This is a genomic window from Nocardiopsis potens DSM 45234 (assembly GCF_000341105.1).
Taxonomy (GTDB): domain Bacteria; phylum Actinomycetota; class Actinomycetes; order Streptosporangiales; family Streptosporangiaceae; genus Nocardiopsis_A; species Nocardiopsis_A potens.
In genome coordinates, this window is record NZ_ANBB01000008.1 from 1 (window position 1) to 24127 (window position 24127).

Consider the following 24127-nt stretch of genomic DNA (forward strand, 5'->3'; position numbering starts at 1 on the left):
TTCGGAGCGGGGCCGGTCGCCGCTCCCGGGGAGCTCGATGGCGGCCGAGGCGAAGCCGTGCTCCGCGGACTGCCGGGCCCGGGCCTCCAGCCGGGGGCGCATCCAGTGCAGTCCGCCGGGGTGGCCGAGCAGGATCAGCGGGACCGGTTCGGGGGCGGGTTCGGGCGTCCACAGGACGCCGGGGATCTCGCCGAGGGTGAACTCGCGTTCGAGGACGCCGCCGCCGAGGCGGCGTTCGGAGGTGAAGCGCATGGTCGTGCCTTTCGGGAGTGCTGCTCTTGAGCGGCGCTCCCGGACGACCTATCGCCCGACCGCGACCCCGGAGGGGAGCACCCATGTCGATACTGCGTTCACGGGTATCACCTCCTCGTTCTCCGGCACGGCCTCCGGAAACCTAGCAGCGGCCGGACCGGTCCGGCAACGGGTTTTCGCGCGGGCCCCGCGGCCGGGCGCGGTGGGGCCGTGCGGTCCGGCGTCGAGGGGCGCCGGCCGGGGTGCTGCAGCGGCGCGCTGGAGCCGGACGCGGGCGGGGGCCGCGGGGCCGCCGAGGAGGGGAGGCTCCGGCGCGGCCCTCCCGCCGCGCCGGGGCCGGGGTCACCAGGTGAGGTGGCGGGGCGGGGCCGCGGTCTCGTGGATGAGGCGGGAGTCGCCGACGTCGTCGACCGGGGCGATGTGGACGCCGTGCTCCTCCTGCCCGCCGGGGCCGGGGTAGACGATCCACTCGCCGTCGGCCGACCAGTCGAACGGGGTGAACCCGGGCAGGGAGAACTCCTCCCGCGGTTCGGCGGAGCCGCGGTCCAGGGTCCAGGCCCGGGTGGTCTGCTCGCCGCCTTCCGGGCCCTCGACGGTGGCGATGAGCAGCCGGGAGCCGTCGGGGGTCCACTGGGCGCGGAAGATCCGGCTCTCCATGCCGATGCTGCGCACGGTCTCCCCGGTCTCCCGGTCGAGCAGGTCGATCCGGGGCCGGGAGACGGTGTCCCGGGGGTGGGAGGCGATCCACTCCTCGCGCGGGTCCCACAGCACGGAGGTGTGGTCGGGGATGTCCCGGGCGTCCAGGAGCGGCCGGGAGTGCTCGTCGCCGACGGTGTAGGTGTGCACGCCGTCCTCGACGACGGGGCAGTTCCTCATGCAGGGGTCCTCCACGGCGAAGGCGACCCGGGTGCCGTCGGGCGACCAGTCCGGCTGCCACTGCAGGCCGCCGTGCTCCATCGGGATCCGCTCCAGGCCGCCGGCGCCGACCGGGAGGATGTAGGCGCGCGGGGCGGGCCCGGAGAAGCCCTGGACCGCGATCCGGGCGCCGTCGGGGCTCATCCGCATCCCGCTGACGTCGATGCCCAGGTCACCGGTGTCGGCCCGCACCTCGCCCCGGGGGTCGATGACGGTGACGGTGTCGTCGTACCTCTCCCCGCCGGTGTCGGTGTCGAAGGCGATGCGGCCGCCGGGCGGGGGCCGCTCTCCTGCGGGGTCGGCGGCGGCCGGGGCGGCCGCCGCGGTGAGGGCCAGGGCCGCGGTCGCGGCGATGCCGAGTGCACGGGGGAGGGTGCGGGTGGGGGTGCGGCGCGGTCGGTCGGGCATGCGTCCTCCGTCGGGGGGTCGGTCGCGCTGTCGTTCGCAGGACGGCGGGGCGCGCCGCGGGGATGGCCGGTTGGCCTGATACGGCCGGGCTCCGCGAGGACCCGCCCGCGCGCCCGCCGGGGGAGCGGCCGGTGGCTCCGCCGCGGCCCGCCGCCGCTCTGAGCGGCCGATTCACCGGGGGCGGGGAGGGGAGCCCCGGGGGGCGCTCGACGGCCGTGCGGAGCACGGGCGGCCGGGACCGGCCGGAGCCTTCACGGCGGAGCCGGCGGCGCGGGCGGCGGTGGCGACCAGGGGGCCGTCCAGGGCCGGGTGGGTGTAGCGGCAGGCGATGAGGGCGTCCTCGCCGTCGCCCTGCGGGGGGCCGGGGACGGCGCCGGCCTCCTCGTCCAGCACGGCTTCGCGGGTGCGGGGCGCGATCGGGACCCCGGCGCCGGCCGCGCGGTCGGCGGCGGGGGCGCCTCCGGTGTCGGGGGCCAGGACCAGGCCGGTGAGGGCGGCGCGCCAGACCGGGTCGGGCCACAGCGCCGCCAGGAGCGCGGTGGGCACCGGCGGCGAGCCCAGCATCCACCGCTCGATGCGGGCGTGCGCCCGCCGCTCGTGCTCGGCCAGCAGGCGTCCCAGCTCCACCAGGGCGGTGATGCCGGGGGCCTTCTTCAGCCCGGCCGGCACCCGGGCGAGTTCGCGGCCCCGGGCGTTGCGGCACACCAGCTCGGCCCCGCGGCCGGTCCCGCGCACGGTCGCGCTGCAGCCGTCTCCGACGTCGACCCACCCCATGGTCTTTCCTGCCCTCCTTCGATCCGTGCCGGCCGGCCCGCCGGTGCTAGGGGTTCTCCTTCAAGGTCAGCCCGTAGTAGTCGACGCGGTAGCCGGCCACGCTCTGGCAGTGGTCGATCAGGCTGAGGCCGCGGGGGGAGGGGATGCCCAGTGCCTTGGCGGTCTCCACGAGGGTGCGGGCCAGTCCGCGGCCGTCGGCCTCGCCGGGGGCGAAGGCGCCGGTGTGGTGGGAGACGTCGATCAGGTGGTCCATGGCGGCGGGCGCCTCGGACACCGGGGTCCAGCCCAGGGCGGCCATGTCCAGGGCGGAGGTGTCCACGGTCTCCTCGTAGACGGCCAGCTCCAGGGTCTGCGCGGAGGCGATGTGGAAGACCCACGGCCCGTGGGTGCCGGGGATCCGCCCGTGCATCCCCAGGGAGAGCTCGATGCCCAGGGCGCGCGTCTCGGCGGCCAGGCAGCCGAGGAAGCCGCCCAGCGCGGTGGCGAAGACGTCCCAGTCGCCGGTGGTCCAGCCGCCGGGGTGGCCCAGGCCGGCGTTGGCGGGGTCGGGGCGGGCGCCGAAGAACCCGCCGAGGGCGTAGGCCTCGCCGTGGCCCTGGCGCCAGTGCCAGTTCTCCACCGGGTCGCTGGGGTGCAGCAGCAGCTCGGGGCCGTCGTCCCCGGCGCGCAGTTCGAGGGAGTCGGGGCGGCCGCGCCAGCGCAGGAACGGCGACCCCCACGAGGCCGTGCTCTCGTAGAAGGGGCCGGGGTCGCCGTGGGCGCCCATGATCGGGGCGGGGCCCAGCTTCGCGGTCAGGGCGCGGGCGGCGCGGGCGAAGGCGTCGGCCTTGGCCGCCGCGCCGCCGTCGACCAGGGCGACGGGCACGTACAGGCCGAGGTGGCGCTCGCCGCGGGTGTAGTCCTCGTCCAGCCGGTCGACCGGGCGCAGCCGGGCCTCGCCGGTGGGCAGGCCGGTGCGCAGCCGGGTCGGCGCGCCGTCGGCGGGCTCCCAGCCGAGGGCGCCGGCCAGGCCGCGCACCCCTTTCTCGGTCCACCCTCCGGTCTCGGCTCCGCGCAGCCGCTCGGCGAGCTCCACCAGGGCGTCGTCGTCCAGGGCGGTGTCGGGCACGGTCGTCCTCCGCGTCGTCGGTTCCAACGGTGCGGGAATCCTGGCACAGGGCACCGACGGCGCGGGGTGCGGCGGTCTCAGCCCTCGGGGGTCAGCAGCGCCTCGACCAGCAGGCGGTCGGTGCCCGGGCGGTAGCCCACGGCGCGGTTGACCGAGGCCATCGCCCGGTTGTCGGCGGTGACGGTGCTGGCGGCGGTGCGGATGTGCGGGAAGAGGGTGTGCAGGCGCAGCGTCTGCTCGGCCTTGATCCAGCGGGCGAGGTTGCGGCGGCGGTGCTCGGGCAGCACCGCGGTGTCGTGCTGCTCGGCGGTGGGGCCGAACGGGGGGACGGTGGCCGCGGTGGCGGCGACCACCTCGCCGCTCGCCCGGTGGACGGCGGTGCTGACCAGCAGCGCCGAGCCGTCCTCGGTCAGGTCGGCCTCCCAGGCGCGCAGCGCGGGCACGTCCCAGGAGCGGGGCGCCAGCTGCAGTTCGGCGCCGGGGGCGTCCAGGACGTGGTTCATCACCCGGGCGAAGGAGGCGGCCGTGTCCTCGGGGGCGGAGCCGCGCCAGAACGCCAGCCGGTAGCCCATGGGCGGGCGCTCGGCCAGGTCGCGGCAGAGCCGCAGCACGGAGGGGTCGGTGACCGGCTGCTCCTGCAGGTCGAGCCGGAGCAGGGTGCGGGCGCCTGGCACCGACAGGGCGAAGGGCTCGCCGGGCGGGCCGGCGAGCACGACGGCCTGGAGGCGGTCCAGGCCCGCGGCGGCCGCGTCGCGCATGACCCGCCGCAGCAGCGCGCGGCCCAGGCCCCGGCGGCGCCGGGAGGGGGCCACGAACAACCGGAGCAGGCGCGGGCGGGGGTCGGCCGCCGGGCGCGGCCGCAGTTCGGCGGCGCCGGCGATGGGGGCGCCGGGGGCGGGGCGGGCCGCCCAGCGCAGCACGCCCGGCTCCTCCCGGGAGGCCAGCCGCTCGGCCAGGACCGCCGCCGAGGGGGAGGCGCCGCCCTGCTCCCGCCGCCCGTCGCCGTACACCTCGGACCACGCGGCGAGGTCGGCGGTCGGTGCACTGCCGGGCAGGAACTCTTCCACGGTGGGTGAGGTCATGAACCCACTGTGGCATGTCCCACCCGTGTTCCCCGGACAGGGGCGCGTGCCGTGCCGCGGGGGCGCGGTGCGATGCGGAAACCCCCGGCCGAAAGCGGGTGTTGAGCGCAAGAGGTCCCGTTATCGCCTACCCTTGTGCTGCGGCGGGAGAACGTCTCCCCCGAGCCGGCAGCGAGGATGCGCCCAGAGGCGCCCGCCCCTCCGCCGTGCGAGCCGCGCCGCGGAGCGCCCTCGTTCGCTCCGGCGCACGTCACGGGCATTACGGCTCGGAACCCGTCTCGGACCTCTTCACTTCGCTGTGCGATCGGCTGCGCGATCGGTCGCGATTCCAAGGGGTTGTGCGGGAATCCGCCCGGCCGCTCCCCGTTCGGGAGCGCCGGCCTTTTGTGTGAAGAGAGAAGAGAAGCAGAGTATGGCCTTGGCCACCGACGACACCGAGACCACTGAGACCGCCGAGACTGAGACCGCCGAGAGCGCCGAGGCCCTTCCGGGCTTCGCCGGCCTGCCCCTGCGGCCGGAGCTGCTCGACGCCGTGGCGAAGCTGGGCTACGACGAGCCCACCCCGATCCAGCGGGCGGCCATCCCGCCGCTGGTGGAGGGGCGCGACGTGCTGGGCCAGGCGGCCACCGGGACCGGCAAGACCGCGGCGTTCGCGCTGCCGGTGCTGGAGCGGCTGGAGACCGGCCGCCGCCGCAGGAACCCCGTCGCGCTGATCCTGGTGCCCACCCGCGAGCTGGCCGTCCAGGTCTCCCAGGCGGTCGACGACTACGGCCGCGACATGGGCGTGCGGGTGCTGCCGGTCTACGGCGGCGCGCCGATCGTGCGGCAGCTGCGCGGCCTGGAGCGCGGCGTGGACGTGGTGGTGGGCACCCCGGGCCGGGTCCTGGACCACCTGGGCCGGTCCAGCCTGGAGCCGAGCGGCCTGGAGATGGTCGTCCTGGACGAGGCCGACGAGATGCTCGACATGGGCTTCACCGAGGACATCGAGGCGATCCTGGAGCAGACCCCGCCGGACGCGCAGACGGTGCTGTTCTCCGCGACGATGCCGCCGCGCATCGAGGAGATCGCCCGCCGCCACCTGCGCGACCCGCTGCGCATCCGGATCGAGCGGGAGAAGCGCCCGGAGGGCGAGGAGCCCCGGGTCCGGCAGTGCGCCTATGCGGTTCCGCGCGGCTACAAGCCGGCCTCGCTGGCCCGGCTGCTGGACGTGGAGGACCCGGCCGCGGCGATCGTGTTCTGCCGCACCCGCGAAGAGGTCGACCGGATCACCGAGGAGGCCAACGGGCGGGGGCACCGGGCCGAGCCGCTGCACGGCGGGATGAGCCAGGAGCAGCGCGACCGGGTGATGTCCCGGCTGCGCTCGGGCAGCGCCAAGCTGCTGGTCGCCACCGACGTGGCCGCCCGCGGCCTGGACATCGACCAGCTCACCCACGTGGTGAACTACAGCGTGCCCAGCGCGCCGGAGTCCTACGTGCACCGGGTGGGCCGGGTCGGGCGCGCCGGGCGCGAGGGCGTGGCGATCACCCTGATGGAGCCGCGCGAGCACCGGATGCTGAAGAACATCCGCCGCGCCACCGGCTTCGAGGTGCCGCTGGAGCAGGTGCCCGGGGTCGCCGAGCTGCGCGCCCGCCGCCTGGAGCGGACCCGTGCGGCGCTGCAGGAGCGGCTGGACGGCGGCGAGGCTGCCGAGGAGTTCGCCGCCGCGGTGGAGGAGCTGAGCCGCGAGCACGGCGCCGCCGAGGTCGCGGCCGCGGCGCTGCGGCTGGTGCACGAGACGGTGAACGGCGCCGCCCACGAGGAGGAGATCCCCGAGGCGCAGCTGCGCCCGCCCAGGGACTCCCGGGACGGCCGCGGGCGGCGCGGGTTCGAGCAGCGCGGCGAGCGCGGTGAGCGGTCCGGCGGGCCGCGCGGCGGCCGCGAGCAGCGGGGCCGGCGCGGCCCCGGTGCGCCGGCGGCCGGCCGGACCCGGCTGTTCGTCGGGGCCGGGCGCTCCTCCCGGATCCGCCCGCAGGACCTGGTCGGCGCGATCGCCGGCGAGGCGGGGCTGAGCGGGCGCGACATCGGCGCGATCGAGATCGCCGACCGGTTCTCCCTGGTGGACGTGCCCGAGTCCGCGGCCGAGCAGGTCATCTCGGCGCTGAACCGGACCACCATCAAGGGGCGCAAGACCGTCGTCCGCCGCGACGCCCGCCAGTAGCGGCACCGCGGACCGGGCCCGCACCGCGGCCGGGGGAGCGATCTCCCCGGGCCGGGTGCGGGCCCGTCCTGTTTCTCCGGGGGAGGCGGTGGGGGTCTCGCCGCCTCGGCCCGGCCGGCCCCGGCGGGGAGCGCCCGTCCCCGGCGGCCTGCCCGGGCCGGCGGCGCGGAGGCTGAGGCGGCGGCCGCGGTCCCGGGCGGAGGCGCGCCTCCGCCCGGAACGGGCCTTCTTTCCCGGCGCGCCCGCCTCGGCCCGGTGGCCGCGCATCTCCGGAGCGTCGCCGCCCGTTCACCGGGATGTGCATTGGGGTGGATATGTTCACCCGGTCAGCTCCCCCTCACAGAGAGCGAGATCCCCGATGCCCGCGTCCCCCCGCCGCGTCTCTCCCCGGGTGCTCGCCGTCGCCGGCGCCGCGGCCCTCGCCGCGGCGTCCGCGCCGGTCGCCGCGCCCTCGGCGCTGGCCCAGGAGGCGCCCGAGCGGGTACTGCTGTCGCCGACGGCCGACCCCTCCCGCTCCCAGACCGTGACCTGGCGCGGCCCCGAAGGCGGGTCCGTGCTGGAGATCGCTCCGGCCGACGACCCCGGCCGGGTGGTCCGGGTCGAGGGCGAGCGCACCGGCGAGGCCGGCGGCGCCTACCACCGCGCCACCGCCACCGGCCTGGAGCCCGGCACCGAGTACCGGTACCGGGTCGGCGACGGCGGCGGGTCCGTCACCGACTGGCTGTCCTTCAGCACCCCCGCCGAGAGCGCCGAGCCGTTCGAGTTCCTCTACTTCGGCGACATCCAGAACGACATCACCGAGGGCGCCGCCCCGGTGGTGCGGGCCGCCCTGGAGGCCGAGCCCGGCGCCGAGCTGGCCGTGCACGCCGGCGACCTGATCAACTCGGCGAACAGCGACTCCGAGTGGGGCGAGTGGTACGGCGCCTTCGGCCCGGAGGCCACCGGCGGCATGAACCACATCGCCGCCCCGGGCAACCACGAGTACTCGCTGACCCGGCTCAGCGGCCACTGGGCGCTGCAGTTCCCCGGCGCGGGCAACGGCCCCGAGGGCGACGACCTGCCCGAGACCGTCTCCTACACCGACTACCAGGGCGTCCGGTTCATCACCCTGAACTCCAACTACCGCGCGGCGGCGCCGTTCTCCCCGCGCGCCTGGCTGGAGACCCAGGAGGAGTGGCTGCGCAAGGCGCTGGAGACCGCCCCGGGCGAGTGGACCGTGGTCACCTTCCACCACCCGGTCTTCTCCAACAGCCCCACCAGGGACAACGGGCCGGTGCGCGAGGCCTGGCTGGAGACGTTCGAGGAGTTCGACGTGGACCTGGTGCTGCAGGGCCACGACCACTCCTACGCCCGGGGCAACCTGACCGCCAACCGCACCGGGGACCCGGCGGTGCAGACCGGCCCGGTCTACGCGGTCTCGGTCACCGGCCCCAAGATGTACGACGCCAGTGACTCCAACTGGACCGACAACGGCGCCGAGGTCCGCGCCCAGCGCTCCGACACCCAGACCTACCAGGCGGTCTCGGTCGACGGCGGGACCCTCGACTACGTCTCCCGCACCGCCGACGGCGAGGTGGTGGACGCCTTCACCATCACCAAGGACGAGTCCGGCAAGCGCGTCACCGACGCCTCCTGACCCTTTTCCCCGCAGGGCCCCGCCGCCTCCCCTCCTCCCGAAGGGCGGCGGGGCCCTCCCCGTACCCGGCCCCCGCCCCGGGCGATGTCCTCCAGGCCGCGGCCGATCCCGGTGAGCGAGTACTCGCCCTTCGGCGGTACCTCGCGGTAGACGGTGCGCAGGTTAAAGACCGTACTTGCCGGGAGCGAGGGCTGTCGGGGAGGGCTCGGACATGGACGCCTCTCCTCGGACCGGTGCGCCGCGCGCCGCCGCACCGACCCGCAGATGGGCCGTGCCCGCCGCGCTGCTCCTGCGGGAGCGCGGCGGGGCTCCGGGGCGGGCGCCGGTCAGGCGGTCCAGTGGGCGGGGCGGGTGAGGCGGCCGGGGATGTGGGTCGCGGCGTCGCCGTCGGCGGCGTCCAGCTGGGACTGGATGAGGAAGAGCGCGGTGGACAGGTCGGCGCCGCCGACGTTCGCGCCGCGCAGGTCGGCGCCGATGACGTCGGCCAGGCGCAGGTCGGCTCCGCGCAGGTCGGCGCCGATCAGCAGGGCGCCGCGCAGGCTCGCGCCGCGCAGCCCGGCGCCCTTGAGGCGGGCCCCCATCAGGTCGGCGCCGCGGTGGTCGCGCCTGCGCCGCACCCCGGCGCGGGCCGCCTCGCTCGCCTGCAGCAGCAGGGCGTTGACGGAGGCCCGGTGGGCGCCGGTGTCCAGGGCGATCAGCTCGTCGGCGCCGGCGTCGGCCAGCCGCCCGGTCTCGGTGCGGGCCGCCTCCAGGTCGGTGCGGAGCCGGGCGCCGATCGGCATCTCCAGGGCGTCGGCGATGTACCAGAGGAGTTCGTGCAGGTCCCGCAGGACGGGGAAGGCGGCGAACATCCGCCGGGCGGTTCCGGGGTCGGCGCGCCAGTCGCGTCCGGCGAAGGTGCGCCGGGAGGCCTTCTGGCCGGCACCGAAGCAGTCGTAGACGGTGCAGCCCTTGTACCCCTCCGCGCGCAGCCGGGAGTGGATGCCGCAGCGGAAGTCGGTGCGCAGGTTGGAGCAGGGGGTTCCGGCCGGCTTGTCCGCGGCGAAGTCCGCCGAGGCGGAGAAGGCGGTGGCCACGCAGCACAGCGCGAAGCAGTTCGCGCAGTCGGCGCGCAGGTCGGCTCGGTCCCGGTCGGCGCGCACGGCGCTGCCGTTCTGCTCGGACAAGGGGTGCGGTCTCCTTCGCGCGGACGCCGCCGACGGCGGCTCTCACCCTCGACCCTAGCCCAGCTCACGGGGGCGGGCGCACGGTTTTTCCACCCCCTCCTTGAGCATGTACCCCCAATGGGGTTATGTAGAGGGTATCCGTTGTCCGGCCGAGTGGGGAGGAACCCGTGCCCAAGCTCAACGTCTACGTCCCCGACGAGCTCGCCCAGGCGGTCAAGGAGACCGGCATCCCGGTCTCCGCGGTCTGCCAGCGCGCGCTGGAGCAGGCGGTGCGCAGCGTCGCCGCGGTCCGGGAGGTGTTCGCCGGCGGCGCCGCCCCGGAGGAAGGGGCGATGTCCCGCTTCACGCCCCGGCTGCGCACCGCGCTGTCGCTGGCCGCCGAGGCCGCGCGGGAGCGCGGCGCGGCCGAGGCCGACACCGGCGACCTGCTGGCGGGGCTGCTGGAGGAGGGGGAGAACCTCGCTCTCCCGGTGCTGGCGTCGATGGAGATCGACGCCGGCGGGCTGGGCGATGCGCTGCGCGAGCACCGGCCCGCCGACGGCGCCGCCCTGGAGGAGGGGGCAGGCCCGCGGATCGGCGCGGGGGCGGCGGTCTCCCTGGAGGGGGCGGTGACCGAGGCGGTGGCCCTGGGGCACAACTACGTCGGCTGCGAGCACCTGCTCATCGCCCTGTCCGGGGACGCCGAGGGCCGCGCCGGGCACGTACTGCGCTCGGCCGGCGCCGACCCGCGGCTGACCCGCCGCGCGGTCTCCGCCGCCCTCGCCGGCTACGTGCACCTGCGGGCCGGCGCCGCACCCGCCGCACCCGCGGTCCCGGCCGAGGAGGTGGAGGAGATCCTCAAGCGGCAGATCCGGCCCCTGGTGGAGCGGATCGAGCGGCTGGAGCGCGGCCAGGGCACCGGCTGAGGGCCCGCGCCGCCGGAACCCCGGCGTCCGCGCCGCCGGACGGGCCGGGCGGGCGGAGGGAGCGCCGCCCCGGCGCGTCGGCGGCGTGCGCCCGCGGCGTACCCGCAGCCCTGCGCCTCCTCTTCGGCGCGGAGCGCCGCTCCCTCTGGGCAGGGGCGGCCCCGGCACCGGCCCGGTACGCCGCGATCCGGCCGCCCGGCCGCTCCGCGGCCCCATGCCGACCGGTGCCGATGCTCCTCGCCGAGGCCCCGGCCGGCGGCGGACCGGCCCCTCGGCGAACAGGACCGCGGCGCCCGGAACGCGACGGTCCGCCGGGGCGCCGGCCGGCCGGGTCAGCGCCGGCGCGCGCGGAGCACCACGTCGGTGGTGTGGACGTGGCCTTCGCCGCCGACGGCGGCCGGGCGGGTGCGCTTCTCCGCGGTGACCACCTCCCACTCGCCGGGGTCGAGACCGGCGGCGATCTCCTCGGCGGTGAAGAACAGTTCGAGCGGGGGGCGATCGCCGCCCACCAGCTCGACGTGCGAAGGGTCGTGGCCGACGAACAGCAGCGTCCCGCCGGGGGCCACCGCCGCGGCCAGCCGGTCCAGCACCTTGGCCCGCGGCCCCGGTTCCACATGGAAGAAGAAGGCGCTGACCAGGTCGTATCCGGCCGGGGCCGGTGCGGCCTCCAGCATGTCGACGCGCCACCAGTCGATGGCTTCGGCCACCTCGGCGCCGGCGGCCGCGGCGTGCCCGGCGGCCCGCTCCAGCGCCACCTCGGAGACGTCGGCCGCGGTCACCTTCCAGCCCTGCCGGGCCAGCCACACCGCGTCGGCGCCCTCGCCGGCGCCGACGTCCAGCGCCCGGCCGGGTTCCAGCCCGGCGGCCTCCTGCACCAGCGTCTGGTTGGGGCGGCCGCTCCACACGGCGTCCTTGGCCAGGTACATCTCGTCCCAGAATTCGGCGTCCCAGCGCCACTGCCCGTCGTTCGCTTCGCTCATGGCCCCATGCTGGCCCGGGGCGCCGACCGGGCGCCATTTCCGTTGCCGTTCCGGCAAAGCCGCCGCTCAGCGGGGCGCTTCCGGGGCGGGCGGGCGCCACCCGGTGGCCAGCAGGGCGGTGACCGGGGAGAACAGCGGCTCCGGCAGCCCGTCCCAGCGGAACCAGCCCCAGCGGCCGACCTTGCCCGGTTCCCGCTCGGCGGGCTCTCCGTCGGCGTCGACCAGGTGGTGCAGGGTGGCGAAGCGCAGGCCGTCGGCGGGGAAGCGGTCGTCGGTCCAGGCGACGGGCACGGCGGCGGTGGCGCGCAGCCCGGTCTCCTCCAGCAGCTCGCGGGCGGCGGCGGTGGCCGGGGCCTCGCCGGGGTCGGTCTTCCCGCCGGGGAAACACCAGGTCCCGGCGCCGTGCGCGCCGCGGCGCAGGCCGAGCAGGACCCGGTCACCGCGGAGCACGATCGCGCTGACCGCGGGGCGCGCCCCGGGGGCGGGGGATCCGATCGGGGCCTCGGGGGGTTCGGAGGTCGGTGTCATGGCCGCATGATGGCCCGCCGGCGCCCGGTGCCGCCACCCCGCCCCCGGGGCGCCGTCAGACCAGCGCCAGCCAGGCCAGCGGGGCCGCCGCCAGGCACGCCCAGCGGATCACCAGCTCGGGGCGGGAGCCGGTGGTGAACCGGAGCCGGCGCGGGGTGCCGATCATCGCCCAGCGCCGCCCCCTGACCCGGAACGGCCAGGCCAGCGGCACTGCGCTGCGGGTGAGCGCGTCGCCCAGGGAGTGCACCACCATGCCCAGCGCCAGCACCGCCCCCACGTAGGGCCCGGGGGAGGCCCCCGAGGCGACCAGCAGCACCGCGGCGGCCGCCCCGGCCAGACTGGTGCCCGCCCGGTTCATCAGCCGGGCGCGGGTCCGGCCCCGGGGCAGGGCCTGGGCCAGGCCGCGCAGCGCCAGGGTGACGGTGAACCACAGCACCGCGCCCAGCGCCCACGGCGACGCCGCCCCGGCCGCCCCCACCGCCGCCCCGGTGGCCAGCGCCGCCGCCGGGGTGTGCCACAGGTACCGGTGCTCGCCGTCGGCCACCGTGTCCGCCCTGGTCAGCGTCGCGTGGTAGACCCAGGCGGAGAGCCGCCGGGCGCCCGCCGACAGCACCCGGGTCAGCGGCCCCTGGGAGGTGGTCGCGGTCGAACCGGGGTGGTCGATGTCGGGCAGCAGCGCCGCCCCGGCGCCGATGGCCGCCCCCGCGGCCAGCTCCATCGGTCCGACCGCCATGAACGGTGCCGCGGCGGCGGTGGCCAGCACACCGGCGAGCAGGCCGGTGGCGGCGTGCGAGGGGGCCATCAAGGTCGTCTCCCAGGGGTCTCGGGGAAGCGGAGCGGTGCACGGGAACCCCTGGGGGACAGGGGATCCTGCACCATTCTGGCCTGTGCCGGGGACGTTTCCCCGCCCGCTGCGGCGAACCGCGCCCGCAGGGCGGAAACCCGTTGCCCGCGCCCTGCCGACGCGGAGAGGATCTCCGCCGAGGAGAGCGCGAGAGGAGCCGGTGCATGAAGACCGACCCGTTCGGGCGCAGCGGAGTCGAGGTGACCGAACTGGGGTTCGGCTGAGGCCCGCTGGGCGGCCTGTTCTCCCCGGTGAGCGACGAGGACGCCGAGGCGGCGCGCATCGCCGAGGTCTGCGAGGCGCACGGAGCCTCTCTGCCGCAGGCGGCGATGGCGTTCCCGCTGCTCCATCCGGCTGTCGCGAGCGTCGTGGTCGGCATGCGCTCGCCCGGGGAGGTGCGGCGGAACCTCGAGTCGTTCGGCGCCGACGTCCCGGCCGAAGTCTGGTCCGACCTCCGCACCGAGGGACTCATCGACGAACGGGCCCCACTGGAGGCATGACCGGGCGCGGCGCCTCACGGGCCGGGGTTCAAGCGGGCGGCGACGGCGGGAAGGGGGACCGGCCGGTCGGTCCGGCGCGGCGCCCCACGGAGCGAAGGTCAAGACGAGCGGCGAGGGCGGGAGGGGGCCGGGCGCCGCGTTCACCGGCCAGGCCCGCACCCACCAGGGGGCCTTATCCCCTATGCCCGGTTCGCGGCGAGAATCGGGCGGGAGCAGGGGCGCCCTGCGCACCGCGAGAGCACCCCGATTACATCTACCAGCGAGTAGCAAGCCCTGAGGCCCCCGCTACCCCCTCTCCGGTTACCCAGAGTGGCCAAGGCGGGCCCTCTCTGCAGGGCAAAAGCGACATCCCGCCCCCACCCCTGCCCTCCCTGGGTTCCGGCCCCCTGCCTTGCGGCCTTCCGGGCGGCTCGAACCCCCGAACACCGGCCCGAACGGCCCCAATCGGGCCGCCAAGGGGCCGATCCGGGCCGGGATGCGCGCCCGGGAATCTCCGGGGTGCTCTCGCGATGCGCAGGGCACCCCACGCCACCATCACCCTACGTATTCACCCAGGTCAAAGAGGGGCAGCGGTTTCAGAGGCGGCCGGCCACGCCGCCCGGGCGACGCGGGAACGGCGAACCCGCCACCTGCCCCCCCCCCTGCCGCCCCACCCCGCTCTGCCGCACCCGACCGACCAGCCGGTCCCCACCGCCGCCCTCGCTGCCAGCCTGAACCCCCGCCCCGTGAGGCGCCGCGCTCGGGCGACCACCCTCGCCCCGCCCCTACCGCTGCCGTCGCCGCCGGCATGAACCCTCACCCCGTGGGGTGCCGCACCGGACCGACCGGCCGGTCCCCACCGCCGCCTTCGCTGCCTGCTTGAACCTTCGCTCTGCGGGGCGCCGCGCTCGGGTGACACCTTCGCCCCGCCCCTACCGTTGCCGGCCCACCGCTGCGCCGCTACCAGCGCCCGCCCGCTTGAGCCCTCAGGGGCGGCGAGGATCGATCAGCGGTCACTGCACGTCGAACTCGTTGCCCTCCGGGTCGGTCATGGTGATGTGGTGGGTTCCGGGTTCCACGACCTCGCGGACCTTGGAGGCGCCCAGTGCCCGCAGCCGCTCCACTTCGGCGTCGCGCCGCTCCGGGCCGACGCGCAGGTCGATGTGGAGGCGGTTCTTCACCGACTTGGCCTCCGGCACGGTCTGGAAGAGCAGGCGGCGACCCAGGCCGAAGCCGGTGAAGTCCTGCACCGGGTCGTCCGGGTGGCGGATCGCGGCGGCGGTGATCCACGCCTTGCGGCCGTCGACGACGGTGTAGTGCTCCTCGGTGACCACCCCGTCGGCGGCGAGCTTCTCGATCAGCGCACTGTTGTCCTCCGGCTCGTAGCCCAGTGCCTCGGCCCAGAAGCGGGAGAGCGCGATCGGTTCGGCGCTGTCCACCACGAGCTGCCATTCCACGGCCATCGTCTTCTCCAGTCCTTCACCGGGGCCCGTACGGCCCCGCCCAGTGATTCCAGTTATAGTGGTTACATGAGTTCGACGGCAACCGGCTTCGTGATGAACCCCCCGGACGGCGCGAGCTACCTGTTCGACCCCGGGTCGCTCTGCTTCGAGCTGCTCACCACCGGCGGCCCCGGCGAGTTCGCCCGCTGGGAGTCCCTGCACGAACCCGGCGACCTCGCCGCGTGGCTGGCGAAGTCGCGGCTGCGCCTGGATCCGGATCAGGTCCGCGTCTCGTCCGAGGAGCTCACCGCGGCCCGCCGGGTGCGCGACGCGATCATGCGCATGGCCCAGGCCGTCCTCCGCGGCGACCCGCTCGGCGCCGAGGACGTCGCCGAGGTCAACCGGGCCGCCGCGGCGCCGCCCCTGGCCCCCTCGATCACCCCCGGCGGCGCCCGCGCCTGGGCGCTGCCCGCCGACGCCTCCCAGGCGCTGTCCACCGTGGCCCGGGACGCGGTCGAGCTGTTCACCGGTCGCTTCGCCGACCGGATCCGGGAGTGCGCCGGGCAGAGATGCCGCCTGGTGTTCGTGGACACCTCCCGCCCCGGGCGGCGCCGCTGGTGCGCCATGGAGCGGTGCGGCAACCGGAGCAAGGTCCGCGCCCTGCGCACCCGCCGCGCGTCGGAGGAGCCCGGCGGCCCCGGGGAGCGGGGCGGTGAGCGGTGAGCGCCCCGCCGTCCGGGAAGCCGCGGGGAGCGGGGCCGAGGCGATAAGGGCTTGCCCGGTGCGCCGCCGCGGTGGGATGCTCCAGCGTCGGCCCGCCCTCCCGGCCCCGGGCCGCCCCCTGCCCCGACAGACCCGAGGGGACCCGATGACCGGCCCCGCCCCCGAATGGGAGAAGCGCCTGGAAGCCCTGTGGGGCTCCTTCGACGAGCTGCCCGCGGAAGAGTTCCGCGCCCGGATGGCGGAGCTGACCGCCGAGATCGCCGAGGACCACCCCGGGACGGCCTACCACGAGCTCGGCGGAGCGGAGGACTCCACCGGCCGCCCCGAGCAGGCCGCCGAGCTGTACGCCAAGGCGATCGGCGCCGGGCTGGAGGGGACGCGGCGGCGCCGGCTGACCGTGCAGCTGGCCAGCACCCTGCGCAACCTCGGCCGCCCGCAGGAGGGCCATGACCTGCTCACCGCCGAGCTGGCACGCGCCTCCGACGAGCTCGACGACGCGCTGACCGCCTGCCTCGCCCTGGTCCTCGTCGACCTGGGCCGCCCCAAGGAGGCCGCCGGCCTGGCGCTGGGCGCCCTGGCCCCGCACCTGCCCCGGTACAACCGCTCCATGGCGAACTACGCCCGGATCATCACCGAGGAGGCCCGCGCCTCCGGCGGCTGAGCCCTACCGGCCCCCGCCGGCCCCGCCGCACCCCCGGAGCGGATGTGACCCGCGTCATGCCCGGAAGCCGTCACATCCGTGCGCCGCGCCCTGTCCCAGGGGTGAGATCGGTGAGACCGAAGGGAGCCACAGACATGGCGAAGCAGATCGTCGTCCTCGGGGCCGGTTACGCGGGGCTTCCCGCCGCCAAGCTCGCGGCGCGCCGGACCGGTGCCCGGGTGACCCTGGTCAACGCCTCGGACCGGTTCGTGGAGCGGGTCCGCCTGCACCAGCTGGGCAGCGGGCAGGAGCTGCGGGACCGGCCGCTGAAGGAGCTGCTCTCCGGGACCGGGGTGCGGCTGGTGGTGGACCGCGCGGAGCGGATCGACACCGAGAACCGCACCGTCCACCTGGCCGCGGACGCGGAGCCGCTCCGCTATGACATCCTCGTCTACGCCCTGGGCAGCGGCCCCGACCTGGCCTCGGTCCCCGGCGCGGCCGAGCACGCCCACGGCGTCACCACCCGGGAGCAGGCCGAGCAGCTGCTGAAGCGGCTCCCGGAGAGCAGATCGGTGGCGGTCGTCGGCGGCGGCCTGACCGGCATCGAGGCCGCCGCCGAGATCGCCGAGTCCCACCCGGACCTGAAGGTCCGCCTGGTCACCGCCGAGCGCCTCGGGGCGGCGCTGTCCCGCATCGGCACGGCCCACCTGCGCCGCACCTTCGCCCGGCTGGGCGTCGACGTCATCGAGGGGGCGCCGGTGGCCGAGGTCCGCGCGGACGGGCCGGTCCTCGCCGGCGGCGACCGGGTCCCCGCCGACACGGTCGTGTGGACCACCGGCTTCACCGTTCCCGACCTGGCGCGGCGGGCCGGCGTCGAGACGGCCGGGGACGGCCGGATCGCGGTCGACGCCACCATGCGCTCGCTCTCCCACCCCGAGGTCTACGCGGTCGGGGACGCGGCGGCGCTCGTCTCCGGGGACGGCAAGCGGCTGCGGATGTCCTGCGCCACCGGCATCCCCTCGGGCCAGCACGCGGTCCGCTCCATCGCCGCGCGGGAGAGCGGCCGCCGGGCCCGGCCGTTGCGCTTCGCCTACTTCCAGCAGTGCATCAGCCTGGGGCGGGAGGACGGCCTGATCCAGTTCGTGCACCCCGACGACAGCCCGCGCGAGCGCATCCTGACCGGGCGGGCCGCGGTCCTCTACAAGGAGGCGATCGTGCGCGGCGCCGCCTACGCGATGCGCCGCCCGGGCATCCCCATGTCCGCCTGACCCGGGATCCGGCCCCGGCGCGGCCGATCCCGGCCGCGGCCGGGATCAGGGGGCCGCGGTCACCACCCGCACCCCCAGGCCGATCAGGACGGTCCCGGAGACCGCCTCCATCCAGCGGCGCACCGCCGGCCGGGCGAAGGCCTCGCGGACCAGCGCCACCACCCACACCGCGGAGACGAACCAGACCAGGTCGACCAGGGTCCACAGCACGGCCAGGGCCAGCAGGGACGGCAGGACCGGGGCGCCCTCGGGGACGAACTGCGGCAGGAAGGAGACCGCGAACACGGCCGCCTTGGGATTGGCCGCGTTGGTGACGAGGCCCAGCCGGAAGGACGGCCACCAGGTGGACGCCGGGCGCGGCGCGTCCGCGTCGCCCCCGGGGCCGTCGTCGACCGCACCGCGCCGGGCCGCCAGCAGCGACTGCACGCCCAGCCAGAGCAGCACCGCGGCGCCGCCGAACCGGAGCACCTCATAGGCGATCTGCGAGGCGGTGACCAGCGCGGACAGCCCGAGGGCGGCGGCCACTCCCCAGAACAGCACGCCGGCCTCGTTGCCGAGCACCGTGGCCAGCGCGGCCCGCCGGCCGCCGCGCACCGTCTGCCGGAGGATGACGGCCGCACTGGGGCCGGGGGTGATCGCGATGAGGAACGCGGCGCCGATGAACGCGAGAAGGGCGGGGACCATCCGCCCATCATCCCCGGCCCGCGGCGCCCTGGCGGAACCGGGGCCGGGTGTCCGGGCGCCCCCGGCTCCGGCCCCGTCGTCCGGCCGGCGGTCAGGGAGCGGCCTGGGGTCAGCGGGAGGGCGGGGGCGGGCCGTCCGCGGCGAGGAGCCCGTTCAACCGCTGCAGGACGCGGATCTGCGCGGGGTTGTACAGTTCCGCCACCGCCTGCGCTATCGCGCTCTCGGCGAGCTTCGCGCCCCGGGGCGAGTCCGCCGTGGGGTCCGCCGACCACGGGTGCTCCTCCCGGGCGGCGCGGACCACCGGCGCCATCCGCTCGGCGAGCAGGCCGATCGCGGCCTCGTCCGCGTCCGCGGGCAGGCGCTCGAACTCGTCGTCGATCTCCTCCTGCTCGGCCGCCATCCGGCGGAGCCGCTCCATGCCCTCCTCGCTGAAGACCGCCGAGTAGACCATGAGCAGCGACCGCCTGGTCTCGGAGAGGGACCGGGAGACGGGGGCGAAGCCGGGCGGCACCTCGGGCGACGCGCGGTGGCGCAGGATCACGGCCAGCTCCGCGCGGATCCGGGTGAGCCGCTCGATCGTCGCCTCGAGTTCGGCGTCGAGCACGCGGATCGCCTCGTCCGGCTCCTCGTCGGCCCGCCCCATGGCCGCGATCTGCGCCAGCGGGACGCCCAGGTCGCTCAGCCTCTTGATCTGCACCAGCCGGACCAGGTGGGACACGCCGTACTGCTTGTACCCGTTCGAGGCGCGCTCGGGGACGTCGAGCAGCCCGATCTCGTGGTAGTGCCGGACGGCCTTCACCGTCGTGTCCGCGAGTTCGGCGAGCTGCCGAGTGCTCCACGCCATGTCCTGCCCCCTCGTCCGCCGCCGCGGGCGTCCCGTGCCGTGCGCCCCCGGGCAAGTCCACACCATGCCCCGAGGGCACGGTCAAGCGGCGCTCCGATCGCCCACCGCCCGCGCCGGCGGCCGGACCGTGGTCAGCCGGCGACCAGCAGGGGGACCAGGTGGATGATCTCGAAGGCCTCATAGACCGCGCCGACGGCGAACAGCGCCAGCGCGGGCAGGCTCACCCGGCCGACCTGCCGGAGACCGCGGAGGTACCCCTGGCGGCGGTCGCGGGCGCCGGCGGTCTCCGGGCGGAGCCAGGACCTCCCGAGGAGGTAGGCGCCGAGCAGGACGAGGGCGTAGGCCTGGAACTCGATGACGAGCGTCAGGGAGTGCGGGATCAGGGTCTTCGCCACGGTCTCGTTCACCGGGGCGAGGGCCACCCCGAAGTTGAACGCCCGGTAGGTGAAGAGGGCGATGCCGGCGAAGGGCACGATCATCGAGGGCAGCAGGATCGTCAGCACGCCGACCGTGAGCGTGTTGACCGCGAAGATGGTCAGGCTGAACAGCCAGACGCTGCCGAGCAGCGACGTGACCAGCCCGGTCGTCCCCTTCTCGTCCATCGAGGCCAGGTGCGCGGCGTGCAGGCCGGGGAAGGCGAACGCCGCCCCCATCCCGATGAAGAACAGGCCGTAGACGAGCGCGCTCATGGCGAGGTAGGCGCCGAGGTTCGCGCGGATGATCTGGAAGGGCGTGCGGAGGAATCGCATGGGTCCCGGCTCCGTGGTCGTGGCGGATGAGGCTCGCCACCACTCCAGGCCATGCCCTTGGGGCAGGGTCAAGCCGACGGCGGAGAGGCCCGCCGGAGGGCCTTCCCGCCGCGGCCCGCGGCGCCGGAGGAGCGGCACCGCCCGGGGCCGGCCCGCGCACCCGGAGGCTCTCGGAGCCCCCGCTCCGAGGGTTCGGGCTCGCGGCGGCGGCCCCTCGGGTCGCCGGCGGGGCGGTCCCGTCCCCGGCCGCTCTCTCCCTCCGGCGGCCTCAGGCGCCCTCGGCCGCGAACGGGCCGGTGGGGCCGAAGGCGAGCCGGGCGAAGCGCTCGCCCATCCGGCGGTGGGCGGCGGCGTCCGGGTGCAGCCCGTCGGGCAGCGGCAGCTCGGCGAAGTCATCCTCGCCGTAGAGCTGGCGGCCGTCCAGGTAGTGCAGGTTCGGGTCCTCGGCCGCCCGCTGCCGCACGATCCGGGCGAGCTCCTCCCGGATCACGGTGAGCGTCAGCTTCCCGGCGGCGCGCTCGGCGGGGTCGCCGGTGGCCCGGAAGCGCACCTCCCCGTCGCGGAGCGCGTCGAGGTCGAAGGCCCCGGGGCCGGGGGTGTCCTCGTGGATCGGGCAGTGGATCGGCGAGACGACCAGCAGCGGCGCGGCGGGGTGGCCCTCCCGGACGGTGTCCAGGAAGCCGTGCACCGCGGGGCCGAAGGCGCGCAGCCGCATCAGGTCGGCGTTGACCAGGTTGATGCCGATCTTGATGCTGATCAGGTCGGCCGGGGTGTCCCGGAGGGCGCGGGCGGTGAAGGGGTCGAGCAGGGCGCTGCCGCCCATGCCGAGGTTGACCAGCTCGGCGCCGCCGCCGGCGGCGGCCAGCGCGGGCCAGGTGGCGGTCGGGGCGGCGGCGTTGGAGCCGTGGCTGATCGAGCTGCCGTGGTGCAGCCACACCCGGCGGCCCCGGTCCGGCACCGGCTCGACCGGGGCGTCGGTGCGCAGCGCGACGAGCTCGGTGATCTCGTTGTGCGGAAGCCAGATCTCGACGTCCTTGGCGCGGTCGGGCAGGCCGGTGAAGCGGAGGGTGGCGACCGGGCCGGGCCGGTGCTCGGCGGTGCCGGCGGCCATGTCGACGGTGAGGGTGTTCCCGCCGTCCGCCGAGGCCCGGTCGGTGAGGCGGCCGTCGACGAGCAGGTCGTACACGCCGTCCGGGCGGGGCGGGATTCCGGTGTAGGTGCGCTTGGTGGGCAGGGTGTCCAGCTCGACGGCGGTGGCCCGGGTGCGGAGGGCCAGCCGGACCCCGGAGGGCTGGGATTCGGCCATGGCCAGCTGCGGGTCGGCGCACTGGGCGCGGGCCCGGGCGGGCAGCCGGTGCGGCAGCAGCCCGTGCTCGGTGCGCTCCAGCTCCAGGGCTCCGCGCAGGAGGTCGGGTGTGATGGGCGTGGTGGTCCAGGTGTGCATGGTGTTCGGCCTGCCGGTCGGGTCGGTCGGGGTGGTCCTGTCGCTCCGCTCCGCCGGGCGCGCCGGGGCGGCGCCGGCGGGGGAGAGGGGCCGGGTCAGGGATCGGGCCAGTTGCGCAGCAGCGCGTCGAGGGCGTCCAGCGTCCGCGACCAGGTCTCCCGGGTGTCGGGGGCGCTGTGGCTGAAGCCGCCGCCCATCTCCAGGCTCACGTAGCCGTGGAAGACGCTGCCCAGCAGCCGGACCGCGTGGGTCTGGTCGGGTTCGTCCAGGTCGTAGCCGCGCAGCACGGCCCGGGCCAGCCGGGCGTGCCTGACGCCGGCACTGGCGGCCGCGGTCTCCGGGTCGAGCCGGAGCTGCGCCGCGGCGTAGCGGCCGGGGTGCTCGTGGGCGTAGTCGCGGTAGACGTCGGCGAGGGCGGTCAGGGCCTCCTTGCCGGCCCGCCCGGCCAGGGCCTCGGCGGCCCGGTCGGCGAGCTCCTCCAGCGCGAGCAGCGCGATCCCGGTCCTGAGGTCGCGGGAGTTCTTCAGGTGCGAGTAGAGGCTGGCGACCTTGACGTCGAACCGCCTGGCCAGCGCGGACACGGTCACCTGGTCGAAGCCTGCTTCGTCGGCCAGCTCCGCCCCGGCCCGGACGAGGCGCTCTCTGGACAGCCCTGCCTTCACCGTGAACCTCCTCCGATCTCCCTGAAGCGACCATACGTTTCCCTAAAGGTTTTAGGCAAATCACCATCCCCTGATGCTTCGGCGCCGACCGCCCGGGGTCAGGGCGGCGTCGGGCGCCGACGGCCCTCGGAGGCCGCCCGGGCGCCTCGCGCGCGGCCCGACCCGCCGGGTCGGGGCCCGGCGGCGAGGAGGGGGGGAATTCCGGAATTCGCGGGGCGTGAAAGGGAAAGCGCGGACCGGAATGCCGGGAGGTCGGTCCACCCGCGCGGCCGCGTCCGGGACCACTTCAGGGAACGGCCTCGGAAACGGAGCCGGAATTCAACGCTTCGGGCAGGTCAGAGCCTATTTGCGGCTCCGTTTCGAAAGGTTCGGCAATGCGCGTCCGCCCATTGCGGCGGCGATTCCATCGGTCGCCCCACCGTTCTTCCTCGCCCTGCAGAGCGAGATCGCGCGGCGCTCCGGAGCGGCCGCCCGGGCCCCGTGGAAGGCGTGCTTTAATCATGCCCGGCGCGACCGCGCCGCTCTCCCGTGCGGCCCGCAGGGGCGGCCCGGCACCAAGGTGGTCATGGAAGGACATCCGATTCCCGGCGATCGAGGCGACGTGCGGGCGCTCCGCCTCGATCTGGCCGCCCACTGCGTCCTGGCTCCGCTGTCGGCACTGGTGGCGGTCCTCCTCGTCGCCAACGGGGCGCGCGCGTGGCAGGTCGCGGCGACGCTCCTGGCGGCGGTGGCCCTGCACGCCGCGGTCGAGGTGTCCCGGCGCCGCCCCGCCGCGGGGTTCGCGGTCGCCTCGGCGGCCATGCTGGGGCTGGTGCTGACGCCCGCACCGGGATGGGAGTCCAGTGCGCTCCCGTCGTCGGCGTGCTTCCTGCTGGCACTGTGGCGGTGCGCGTTCGCCGGGGGGCGCCGGCTGCGCCTCGCCGCGCTCCTCGTGGGCGCCACCGGGGTCGCCGTCACGGGCCTGCTCTCCTGGATCCGGCTCGAGGACTCCGTCCCCGCCTGGACGCCGCTGCTCCAGGGCGCGTTCGCGCTGGCCGCCGTCGTCGGGGTGTGGGCCGCCGCGGTCGCGGCGGCCCGCCGGAGGGAGCGGGCCGCCCGCGCGGAGCGGGCCCGGCTGGCCGCCGCCGTCTCCACCGAGCGGGCGCACATCCGCCGCGACCTGCACGATGTCATCGCCCACTCGATCACGGTCATGGTCGCGCGGATCGACGCGGCGTCCGTCACCGCGAGCGACGCCGGCGCGCGCCGGGAGCTGGAGGACGTGGCCGAATCGGGCCGCGACGCGCTCGGGGCGCTGCGGGCCATGCTGGCCGTCCTGGACGCGGAGCGCCCGGACGGGGACGGGCCCCCGCTGACCGTGGCCGCGCTGCCGGGGCTCGCGGAAGCCGCGTCGACCTCCCTGCACCGGGTGACCTTCGAGGAGGTCGGGGAGCGCAGGCCGCTGGCGATCGGGGCCGAGCCGGCCCTCGTGCGCGTGGCACAGGAGGGGATCACCAACGCGCTCCGCCACCTGCGGCCCCCGGTCGCCGTGGAGGTCCGCCTCGAGTGGCGGGAGACGTACGTCCTACTGGAGGTCGGCGACGACGGCGGGGGCGGCGTCCTGCACGGCGGGGCCGCGGGGAGCGGTCTGGCGGGCGCGCGGGAGAGGGCCGAGGCCGCGGGCGGTACGCTCACCGTGGTCCGGGACGGCGGCGGCTGGAGGCTGGCCGCGCGGCTGCCGACGAAGGGGTCCCCATGAGTCCGGTGCGGGTGCTCCTCGTGGACGACCAGGAGCTGCTGCGCGGCGCGCTCCGGACGGTGCTGGGAGCCGACCCGCGGATCGATGTCGTCGGGGACGTGGGCGACGGCCGGGCCGCGGTCGACGCGGTGCGCTCCCACCGCATCGACGTGGTGCTCATGGACATCCGGATGCCCGGGCTCGACGGCGTCAGCGCGACCGAGGAGATCACTCGCCTGTCCCCGTCGACGCGGGTGCTGATCCTGACCACCTTCGACGCCGACGAGCTCGTGGTCGCCGCCGTCCGGGCCGGCGCGAGCGGCTACCTGACCAAGGACACGCGTCCGGCCGCGCTCTGCCGGGCGGTCCACGAGGTCGCCGCGGGAACGTCCGCCCTGGCCCCGGGGGTGGCGGCCAAGATCATCGGCATGCTCCGCCGCGCACCGGAGCCCAGGGCCCATGCGCTGGACGCCCTCACCCCGCGCGAGGCCGAGGTCTTCGGACTCATCGCCGCCGGCCTGTCCAACGCCGAGATAGGGGCGCGGCTCCACCTGACCCAGAACACGGTCAAGACCCATGTGCGGGCGCTCCTGATGAAGCTCGGACTGCGAGACCGCGTCCACGTGGTGATCTACGCCTACGAACACGGCCTCGTCCGCGCGGAATGACCCCCGCCGGCG

23 protein-coding genes and 1 pseudogene are annotated in these 24127 nt (G+C 76.2%); 9 read left to right on the forward strand and 15 right to left on the reverse strand.

The genetic code is table 11. From position 1 onward, the window contains the following. The 5 genes and pseudogenes from D459_RS0102905 to D459_RS0102925 all read right to left on the reverse strand — a co-directional run. Positions 1-252 (reverse strand): annotated as a pseudogene (locus D459_RS0102905) (alpha/beta hydrolase); the annotation flags it as partial. Positions 253-594: 342 nt separating this feature from the next. After that, positions 595-1575: a WD40 repeat domain-containing protein gene (locus D459_RS0102910; protein ID WP_017591494.1), complete on the reverse strand. Its 981-nt coding sequence runs from the start codon at positions 1573-1575 to the stop codon at positions 595-597. A 171-nt stretch (positions 1576-1746) separates the two neighbouring features. Next, positions 1747-2349: a DUF4132 domain-containing protein gene (locus tag D459_RS35760; RefSeq protein WP_026120004.1), complete on the reverse strand. Its 603-nt coding sequence runs from the start codon at positions 2347-2349 to the stop codon at positions 1747-1749. 46 nt (positions 2350-2395) lie between these two features. Further along, positions 2396-3457, reverse strand: a complete 1062-nt coding sequence (locus D459_RS0102920; protein WP_017591495.1) for a hypothetical protein — start codon at positions 3455-3457, stop codon at positions 2396-2398. Between the two features lie 77 nt (positions 3458-3534). Next, positions 3535-4539 (reverse strand): GNAT family N-acetyltransferase, encoded by a 1005-nt coding sequence (locus tag D459_RS0102925; RefSeq protein ID WP_017591496.1) that lies wholly within the window; start codon positions 4537-4539, stop codon positions 3535-3537. 412 nt (positions 4540-4951) lie between these two features. On the opposite strand from D459_RS0102925, the gene D459_RS0102935 reads away from it, so the two are divergent. Continuing rightward, the gene (locus tag D459_RS0102935; protein WP_017591497.1) at positions 4952-6736 is read left to right on the forward strand and encodes a DEAD/DEAH box helicase; all 1785 of its coding nucleotides are present in this window, start codon (positions 4952-4954) and stop codon (positions 6734-6736) included. Between the two features lie 358 nt (positions 6737-7094). Continuing rightward, positions 7095-8372 (forward strand): purple acid phosphatase family protein, encoded by a 1278-nt coding sequence (locus D459_RS0102940; protein WP_017591498.1) that lies wholly within the window; start codon positions 7095-7097, stop codon positions 8370-8372. Between the two features lie 326 nt (positions 8373-8698). On the opposite strand, the gene D459_RS0102945 is transcribed toward D459_RS0102940, so the two are convergent. Beyond that, complete coding sequence (locus D459_RS0102945) at positions 8699-9538, reverse strand: pentapeptide repeat-containing protein (protein ID WP_017591499.1); 840 nt, start codon at positions 9536-9538, stop codon at positions 8699-8701. 167 nt (positions 9539-9705) lie between these two features. Here D459_RS0102945 and D459_RS0102950 point away from each other — a divergent pair, with 167 nt between their 5' ends. Beyond that, entirely contained in the window at positions 9706-10443 is a 738-nt protein-coding gene (locus tag D459_RS0102950) for a Clp protease N-terminal domain-containing protein (protein ID WP_017591500.1), read from the forward strand. 332 nt (positions 10444-10775) lie between these two features. On the opposite strand, the gene D459_RS0102955 is transcribed toward D459_RS0102950, so the two are convergent. The 3 genes from D459_RS0102955 to D459_RS0102965 all read right to left on the reverse strand — a co-directional run bounded on the left by D459_RS0102955 (position 10776) and on the right by D459_RS0102965 (position 12753). Then, a complete protein-coding gene (locus tag D459_RS0102955; RefSeq protein WP_017591501.1) occupies positions 10776-11423 on the reverse strand; it encodes a class I SAM-dependent methyltransferase in 648 nt (215 codons plus the stop codon). A 66-nt stretch (positions 11424-11489) separates the two neighbouring features. Next, positions 11490-11951 (reverse strand): nucleotide triphosphate diphosphatase NUDT15, encoded by a 462-nt coding sequence (locus D459_RS30550; protein ID WP_017591502.1) that lies wholly within the window; start codon positions 11949-11951, stop codon positions 11490-11492. 55 nt (positions 11952-12006) lie between these two features. Beyond that, on the reverse strand, positions 12007-12753 hold the full coding sequence (locus D459_RS0102965; RefSeq protein ID WP_017591503.1) for a metal-dependent hydrolase: 747 nt from the start codon (positions 12751-12753) through the stop codon (positions 12007-12009). Between the two features lie 293 nt (positions 12754-13046). Here D459_RS0102965 and D459_RS0102970 point away from each other — a divergent pair, with 293 nt between their 5' ends. After that, a complete protein-coding gene (locus tag D459_RS0102970) occupies positions 13047-13295 on the forward strand; it encodes an aldo/keto reductase (RefSeq protein WP_017591504.1) in 249 nt (82 codons plus the stop codon). Positions 13296-14287: 992 nt separating this feature from the next. Here D459_RS0102970 and D459_RS0102975 read toward each other — a convergent pair. Then, positions 14288-14737, reverse strand: coding sequence for a VOC family protein (locus tag D459_RS0102975; RefSeq protein WP_017591505.1), 450 nt, complete (start codon positions 14735-14737; stop codon positions 14288-14290). A 66-nt stretch (positions 14738-14803) separates the two neighbouring features. On the opposite strand from D459_RS0102975, the gene D459_RS0102980 reads away from it, so the two are divergent. The 3 genes from D459_RS0102980 to D459_RS0102990 all read left to right on the forward strand — a co-directional run bounded on the left by D459_RS0102980 (position 14804) and on the right by D459_RS0102990 (position 17347). Then, positions 14804-15439, forward strand: coding sequence for a CGNR zinc finger domain-containing protein (locus tag D459_RS0102980; RefSeq protein WP_026120009.1), 636 nt, complete (start codon positions 14804-14806; stop codon positions 15437-15439). A gap of 145 nt (positions 15440-15584) precedes the next feature. After that, the gene (locus D459_RS0102985; RefSeq protein ID WP_017591507.1) at positions 15585-16100 is read left to right on the forward strand and encodes a tetratricopeptide repeat protein; all 516 of its coding nucleotides are present in this window, start codon (positions 15585-15587) and stop codon (positions 16098-16100) included. A gap of 134 nt (positions 16101-16234) precedes the next feature. Then, positions 16235-17347 (forward strand): NAD(P)/FAD-dependent oxidoreductase, encoded by a 1113-nt coding sequence (locus D459_RS0102990; RefSeq protein WP_017591508.1) that lies wholly within the window; start codon positions 16235-16237, stop codon positions 17345-17347. 45 nt (positions 17348-17392) lie between these two features. Here the strand turns inward: D459_RS0102990 and D459_RS0102995 are convergent, their stop codons facing one another. The 5 genes from D459_RS0102995 to D459_RS0103015 form a co-directional block, all read right to left on the reverse strand. Beyond that, positions 17393-18031, reverse strand: coding sequence for a LysE family translocator (locus D459_RS0102995; protein ID WP_017591509.1), 639 nt, complete (start codon positions 18029-18031; stop codon positions 17393-17395). 109 nt (positions 18032-18140) lie between these two features. Beyond that, positions 18141-18875, reverse strand: a complete 735-nt coding sequence (locus D459_RS0103000) for a helix-turn-helix domain-containing protein (protein WP_017591510.1) — start codon at positions 18873-18875, stop codon at positions 18141-18143. Positions 18876-19006: 131 nt separating this feature from the next. Then, entirely contained in the window at positions 19007-19624 is a 618-nt protein-coding gene (locus D459_RS0103005) for a stage II sporulation protein M (RefSeq protein WP_017591511.1), read from the reverse strand. Between the two features lie 268 nt (positions 19625-19892). After that, positions 19893-21068 (reverse strand): GDSL-type esterase/lipase family protein, encoded by a 1176-nt coding sequence (locus D459_RS0103010; RefSeq protein WP_017591512.1) that lies wholly within the window; start codon positions 21066-21068, stop codon positions 19893-19895. Positions 21069-21163: 95 nt separating this feature from the next. After that, complete coding sequence (locus D459_RS0103015; RefSeq protein WP_017591513.1) at positions 21164-21730, reverse strand: TetR/AcrR family transcriptional regulator; 567 nt, start codon at positions 21728-21730, stop codon at positions 21164-21166. 565 nt (positions 21731-22295) lie between these two features. Here D459_RS0103015 and D459_RS0103020 point away from each other — a divergent pair. Further along, a complete protein-coding gene (locus D459_RS0103020; RefSeq protein WP_040709071.1) occupies positions 22296-23468 on the forward strand; it encodes a sensor histidine kinase in 1173 nt (390 codons plus the stop codon). Further along, entirely contained in the window at positions 23465-24115 is a 651-nt protein-coding gene (locus tag D459_RS0103025; protein WP_017591515.1) for a response regulator, read from the forward strand. Before D459_RS0103020 ends, D459_RS0103025 begins: the two co-directional genes overlap by 4 nt. Positions 24116-24127 lie beyond the last annotated feature (12 nt).